Origin of the sequence: Conyzicola sp. (assembly GCF_046714715.1) — a bacterium.
GTDB lineage: Bacteria > Actinomycetota > Actinomycetes > Actinomycetales > Microbacteriaceae > Conyzicola.
In genome coordinates, this window is record NZ_JBKKAD010000165.1 from 1 (window position 1) to 6,159 (window position 6,159).

7 protein-coding genes are annotated in these 6,159 nt (G+C 67.4%); all 7 read left to right on the forward strand.

The window, feature by feature from the left end; translation table 11 throughout:
• The first annotated feature begins 71 nt into the window (after nucleotides 1–71).
• Nucleotides 72–389: a PTS sugar transporter subunit IIB gene (locus ACLQ6X_RS12270; protein WP_411700435.1), complete on the forward strand. Its 318-nt coding sequence runs from the start codon at nucleotides 72–74 to the stop codon at nucleotides 387–389.
• Nucleotides 390–393: 4 nt separating this feature from the next.
• A complete protein-coding gene (locus ACLQ6X_RS12275; protein WP_411700436.1) occupies nucleotides 394–657 on the forward strand; it encodes an HPr family phosphocarrier protein in 264 nt (87 codons plus the stop codon).
• A complete protein-coding gene (ptsP, locus tag ACLQ6X_RS12280; RefSeq protein WP_411700437.1) occupies nucleotides 654–2,333 on the forward strand; it encodes a phosphoenolpyruvate--protein phosphotransferase in 1,680 nt (559 codons plus the stop codon). Before ACLQ6X_RS12275 ends, ptsP begins: the two co-directional genes overlap by 4 nt.
• Nucleotides 2,334–2,338: 5 nt before the next feature.
• Nucleotides 2,339–3,835 (forward strand): PTS mannitol transporter subunit IICB, encoded by a 1,497-nt coding sequence (locus ACLQ6X_RS12285; RefSeq protein ID WP_411700438.1) that lies wholly within the window; start codon nucleotides 2,339–2,341, stop codon nucleotides 3,833–3,835.
• 53 nt (nucleotides 3,836–3,888) lie between these two features.
• On the forward strand, nucleotides 3,889–4,323 hold the full coding sequence (locus ACLQ6X_RS12290; protein ID WP_411700439.1) for a PTS sugar transporter subunit IIA: 435 nt from the start codon (nucleotides 3,889–3,891) through the stop codon (nucleotides 4,321–4,323).
• The gene (locus ACLQ6X_RS12295) at nucleotides 4,320–5,456 is read left to right on the forward strand and encodes a mannitol-1-phosphate 5-dehydrogenase (RefSeq protein WP_411700440.1); all 1,137 of its coding nucleotides are present in this window, start codon (nucleotides 4,320–4,322) and stop codon (nucleotides 5,454–5,456) included. The genes ACLQ6X_RS12290 and ACLQ6X_RS12295 overlap by 4 nt, the downstream gene beginning before the upstream one ends.
• Nucleotides 5,457–5,465: 9 nt before the next feature.
• On the forward strand, nucleotides 5,466–6,159 hold a 694-nt coding region (locus ACLQ6X_RS12300), incomplete at its 3' end, for a carbon-nitrogen hydrolase family protein (RefSeq protein WP_411700441.1).

Consider the following 6,159-nt stretch of genomic DNA (forward strand, 5'->3'; position numbering starts at 1 on the left):
CGGATTCGTTCAAAGATAGAGGTCTAAGTACGTCGATTCGCTGTTACGCAGGGAACGCAAGGAGGCGATCCATGACCACCATTCTGATTATTTGTGGTGCCGGCGCTTCGAGTACCTTCCTTGCCGGACGCATGCGTACCATCGCGACGGCCCGCGGCGAATCCGTCACCATCCAGGCGGCGAGCGATGACGACATCGAATCGCGACTCCCGTCTGTCGACGTGCTCCTGGTCGGATCGCACCTCTCTTCGACCTTCGACCAGCTGCGCGACCGCGCCGCCGGATTCGGCGTACCGGCCGGTCTGCTCGCGAGCACGACCTTTGGCCCGGGCGGCGCAGAGGCTGCCTACGAACTTTTCTCCACACTCACCACAACCCAGAAGGACTAACCCCATGGCTGACCGCACTGTCTCGATCGCTTCCGCTCACGGCCTGCACGCACGGCCCGCGTCGCTCTTCGTGCAAGCCGTTACCGCGACCGGGCTCACGGTAGAGCTCACCAAGGGCGACAAGAAGATCAACGCCGCCAGCATCCTCGGCGTCATCTCGCTGGGCATCGAGCACGGCGACGAGGTGACCCTGCACGCCGAGGGTGACAACGCCGAGGCGGCGCTCGACGATCTCGCCGCGTTCCTCGGAACGGACCACGACGCATGAGTACCCTCAGCGGCGTAGGAATCGGGCGCGGCCTCGCGGTCGGCCCCGTTCTGCGCATGCCCGAGCCTCTTCCCGAGCCGACGGATGACGCGAGCACGGTGGGTGGCGACGCCGAGAAGGTGCGCGCCGCTGGTGCTCTCGCCGCGACCGCGGCCGACATCCGACTCCGCGGCGCCCGTGCGGGCGGTGCGGCCAAGGACGTGCTCGACGCGCAGGCGTTTATGGCCGAAGACCCGACCCTGAAAGACGACGTCGACGCCCGGATCGGCACCGGCAAGACGGCCGAACGCGCCGTGTTCGAGGCGTTCGCCGCATTCCGCGACCTGCTCACGAGCATGGGCGGATACATGGGGGAGCGCGCAACCGACCTCAACGACGTCTCGCAGCGCGTCGTCGCCCACCTGCAGGGTGTATCCGCGCCCGGCGTGCCCGACCCCGACTATCCGTTCGTCCTCGTCGCCCGCGACCTGGCCCCGGCCGACACCGCCCTTCTCGACCTCGACAAGGTGCTGGCGCTCATCACGAGCGACGGTGGGCCGACCTCGCACACGGCGATCCTCGCTCGCGAGAAGTCCATCGTCGCCGTCGTGGGCGCATCCGGGGCTCTCGACCTCGACGACGACCAGATCGTCGTCGTCGACGCCTCGACCGGAATCGTCAACATCACCCCCAGCGACGACGAGCGGGCCGCCGCGACCAGCACGATCGCCGCCCGCGCCGCCGCGGCCGACGCGCCCGTCGGCCCCGGTGCTCTCGCCGACGGAACCCCGATTCCCCTGCTCGCCAACCTCGGCTCCACCGACGGCGCACTGCCCGCGGTCGAGAAGGGTGCCGAGGGCGTCGGCCTGTTCCGCACCGAGTTCCTGTTCCTCGACTCCGACAAGGCCCCAACCGTGGCCGAGCAGCAGGAGAAGTACACGCAGCTGCTCACCGCGTTCGCCGGCAAGAAGGTTGTCGTGCGTGCACTCGACGCCGGGGCCGACAAGCCGCTGAGCTTCCTCAACGACGAGCCGGAGGAGAACCCGGCCCTCGGACTGCGCGGTATCCGCGCGCTTCGCGCCAACGAGCCGATCCTGCGCGATCAGCTCACCGCCCTGGCCAACGCCGACGCGGTGACCGACGCCGACCTGTGGGTCATGGCGCCGATGGTGTCGACCGTCGAAGAGACGCGCTACTTCACCAAGCTGGCGAAGGAGCTCGGAATCAAGACCGCCGGCGTCATGATCGAGGTTCCGGCCGCCGCTCTGCTCGCCGACCGCATCCTGCCGGAGACCGACTTCGCCAGCATCGGCACCAACGACCTCACGCAGTACACGCTCGCCGCCGATCGACTGCTCGGCTCCGTCGCCTCCTTCCAGGACCCGTGGCATCCCGCCGTGCTGCGCCTGGTCGGCGAGGTCGGACGCGCGGGTGTGACGGCCGGCAAACCCGTCGGCATCTGCGGCGAGGCGGCGGCCGACCCGCTGCTGGCTGTCGTGCTCGTCGGGCTCGGGGCGACATCGCTCTCGATGTCCGCGGCGGCCCTCGCCGACGTGCGCACCGAACTCGCGCGATTCACCCTCGCGCAGACACAAGAATTCGCCGAGATTGCCCTCTCGGCCAATAGCGCTGTGGAGGCCCGCGTCGCGGTGACCGCCGCAGCAAACTCCCTCACCACAACCACAGAAACGGAATAACGCCCATGACAACGACGTCTCCTAAGACGACAGGGGGTGCCCGGGTCCGCGTCCAGCGGTTCGGCACCTTCCTCAGCGGCATGATCATGCCCAATATCGCCGCCTTCATCGCCTGGGGGCTTATTACGGCGTTCTTCATCCCGACCGGATGGACGCCTAACGAGTCGCTCGCCACACTCGTCGACCCGATGATCAAGTACCTGCTGCCCCTCCTCATCGCCAACCAGGGCGGCCGCATGATCTATGGAGTCCGCGGTGGAGTGGTCGGCACGATCGCCACCATGGGTGTCATCGTCGGCGCCGAGATCCCGATGTTCCTCGGAGCGATGATCGTCGGTCCGCTCGCGGCATGGATCATGAAGCAGGTCGACAAGCTCTGGGCCGGCAAGATCCGCGCCGGCTTCGAGATGCTGGTCGACAACTTCTCCGCCGGCATCCTCGGCGTCATCCTCGCGCTCGGAGCCTTCTTCGGCGTCGCGCCGCTCGTGTCCGCCATCAGCGGCGCGCTCTCCGCGGGTGTCGACTGGCTCGTCGCGGCCGGACTGCTCCCGCTTGCGAGCATCTTCATCGAGCCCGGCAAGGTCCTCTTCCTCAACAACGCCATCAACCAGGGCATCCTGACCCCGCTGGGCATCCAGCAGGCGACGGACAGCGGAAAGTCGATCCTGTTCCTGCTCGAGGCAAACCCGGGCCCGGGCCTCGGCCTCCTGCTCGCCTACACCTTCTTCGGTGTCGGCGTGGCGCGCGCAAGCGCACCCGGCGCGATCATCATCCAGTTCTTCGGTGGTATCCACGAGATCTACTTCCCCTACGTGCTGATGAAGCCGATCCTCGTTCTCTCCACCATCGCCGGCGGCGCGACCGGAATCGCGATCAACGTCGCCTTCAACTCGGGCCTCCGCGCGCCCGCGTCGCCGGGAAGCATCTTCGCGATCTACCTGCAGACGGCGTCTGACAGCTACCTCGGCGTCACGCTCTCCGTGATCGGCGCGGCGGCGGTCTCCTTCGCCATCGCGGCAGTCATCCTCCGCGCGAGCCGCAAGCGCGACCTCGAGGCTCTCGAGTCGGGCGACGACCAGCTGGCCTCTGCGGTCGCGGCGAACGCCGCGAACAAGGGCGGCGACAGCAAGGTCGGCGCGCTCCTGAACCAGTCCGGTGGAACCGCCGCTGCGACATCCACCGTCGAGGGGACGACCGCCACGCGTGCTCCGATCCAGTCGATCGTCTTCGCCTGCGACGCCGGCATGGGCTCGAGCGCCATGGGCGCGACGGTCATGCGTAACAAGCTCAAGAAGGCCGGCATCGAGGGCGTCACGGTTGTGAACGAGTCCATCGCCAACCTCAGTGGCAACGCCGACCTCGTGATCACCCAGCGCGAGCTCACCCCTCGCGCCACCGAAAAGTCGCCGAACTCACTCCACTACTCTGTCGACAACTTCATGGGCAGCCCCAAGTACGACGAGGTCGTTGCCCTGCTCGAGGCCCAGAAGGCCGCGAAGTAACACCCGCACCACACCTGCACCACACGAATAGCCAGGAAGAATAGAGGAAACGCATGAGCAACGTGCTTGAACTTGCACAGATCAATCTGCACGGGTCGGCCACGACACCGGCGGAAGCGATCGACGAGGTCGGACGATTGCTGGTCGCCTCGGGTGGGGTAACACCCGAGTACATCGCCTTCATGCACGAGCGTGAGGCGACTGTGTCGACCTACATGGGTAACTTCCTGGCTATTCCGCACGGCACGAACGAGGGCAAGGACACGATCCTCGCGTCCGCGCTCTCGTTCGTGCGCTACGACAACCCCATCGACTGGGACGGCAACGAGGTTCGCTTCGTCGTCGGAATCGCCGGCAAAGACGGCGGTCACATGGAGGTTCTCTCGTCGATCGCCATCGTGTTCAGCGAAGACGACGAGGTCGCCAAGCTGCTCGCCGCCCAGACCCCGCAAGAGGTCATGGACCTCCTCGGGGACGTGAACGCGTGAAGGCCGTACATTTCGGCGCCGGCAACATCGGGCGCGGCTTCGTCGGGCTCATCCTGCACAAGGCCGGCTACGAGGTCGTCTTCGCCGACGTCAACGCCGACCTCATCGACGCACTCGCGACGACGCCGAGCTACGTCGTCACCGAGGTCGGTGACGGCGCGAGCGTCTGGACGGTCGACAACTACCGCGCGCTGAACAGTGCCACGCACGAGGCCGACGTGATCGCCGAGATCGCCTCGGCCGACATCGTGACCACCGCGGTGGGCCCGAACGTGCTGCGGTTCGTCGCCCCCCTGATCGCGAAGGCGATCGTCGACCGCTCCGCCGATCTCGCCCCGCTCACCGTCATGGCGTGCGAGAACGCGATCAACGCCACCGACCTGCTCAAGGTCGAGGTCGTCAAGAGCCTGCCCGACGCCGCCCTCGCCGACGGCGCGATCTTCGCCAATACGGCCGTCGACCGCATCGTCCCCGGGCAGGACCCCGACGCTGGGCTCAACGTCACCGTCGAGTCGTTCTTCGAGTGGGCCATCGAGTCGACGCCGTTCGGTGCGACCACGCCGGTCATCCCCGACGCGCACTTCGTCGACGACCTCGCCCCCTACATCGAGCGCAAGCTCTTCACCGTCAACACCGGACACGCGACCGCGGCGTACCACGGCTTCGCGGCCGGCGTGTCGTCGATGTCGGAAGCCTTCTCGACTCCCGAGATCGCCGCTGAAGTCCGCGCCGTTCTCGCCGAGACCAAGGCCCTGCTCGTCGCGAAGCACGGCTTCGACCCCGAGGTGCAGCAGGCCTACATCGACAAGAACATGGTTCGCTTCGCCAACCCCGAGCTCAGCGACACGGTCGACCGCGTCGGACGCCAGCCCCTGCGCAAGCTCGGTCGCAACGAGCGGTTCGTTGGCCCCGCCGCCGAACTCGCCGAACGCGGTCTGGCGAGCGACGCTCTCGTGCGCACGATGGGCGTCGCGCTCGAGTTCGACGTCGCCGAAGACCCGCAGAGTGTCGAGCTGCAGCAGCTGCTCACCGACTCGGCCCCTGAGGAGTTCGTGACGAGCGTCACCGGACTCGACGCGGCCCACCCGCTCTACCCCGCTGTTCTCGAGGTCGTGCGCGCACACCAGAAGTAGGCTGGCCCCATGAGTTCTCCCGAGTCCGCGATCGCCGTCGCTCAATTCGCGCCGGTCGCGGACCCGGGGGAGAACCTCGTGGTCATCCGCACCCTCGCCGAGCGTGCGGTCGCCCGCGGCGCCAGCCTCGTGGTCTACCCCGAGTACTCGTCGTACTTCGAGCCCAATCTCGGACCGGGATACGTGGATGCCGCGCAGCCCCTAGACGGAGACTTCGTCGCCGGGCTCGCCGCCATCGCCGTCGAGTTGGAGACCCACATCGTGGCCGGTCTCGTCGAGACCAACGACGCCGACGCCGCTCGCTTCTCCAACACGCTCGTCGCGATCGCCCCGACCGGCGCGCTGGTCGCGAAGTACCGCAAGATGCACCTCTACGACGCGTTCGGCTCGCGCGAATCCGACTGGGTCGTGCCGGGCGCGCTCGACGCCCCCGAGACCTTCGCCTTCGGCGAGTTCACCGTCGGACTTCAGACCTGTTACGACGCCCGGTTCCCCGAGGTCACCCGGCGACTAGTCGACGCCGGAGCCGACCTCGTTCTGCTCCCCTCGGAATGGGTGCGCGGTCCGCTCAAAGAGCACCACTGGCGCACCCTCCTCACGGCGCGCGCGATCGAGAACACGATCTACATCGCCGCGGCCGACCAGGCCCCGCCCACGGGCGTGGGAAACAGCATGATCCTCGACCCCATGGGAGTCGAGATCG

Bases quoted from the DNA above. Each gene is read 5' to 3' on its own strand.
- ACLQ6X_RS12270 (WP_411700435.1), top strand. From the start codon at position 72: ATGACCACCATTCTGATTATTTGTGGTGCCGGCGCTTCGAGTACCTTC.
- ACLQ6X_RS12275 (WP_411700436.1), top strand. From the start codon at position 394: ATGGCTGACCGCACTGTCTCGATCGCTTCCGCTCACGGCCTGCACGCA.
- ptsP (WP_411700437.1), top strand. From the start codon at position 654: ATGAGTACCCTCAGCGGCGTAGGAATCGGGCGCGGCCTCGCGGTCGGC.
- ACLQ6X_RS12285 (WP_411700438.1), top strand. From the start codon at position 2,339: ATGACAACGACGTCTCCTAAGACGACAGGGGGTGCCCGGGTCCGCGTC.
- ACLQ6X_RS12290 (WP_411700439.1), top strand. From the start codon at position 3,889: ATGAGCAACGTGCTTGAACTTGCACAGATCAATCTGCACGGGTCGGCC.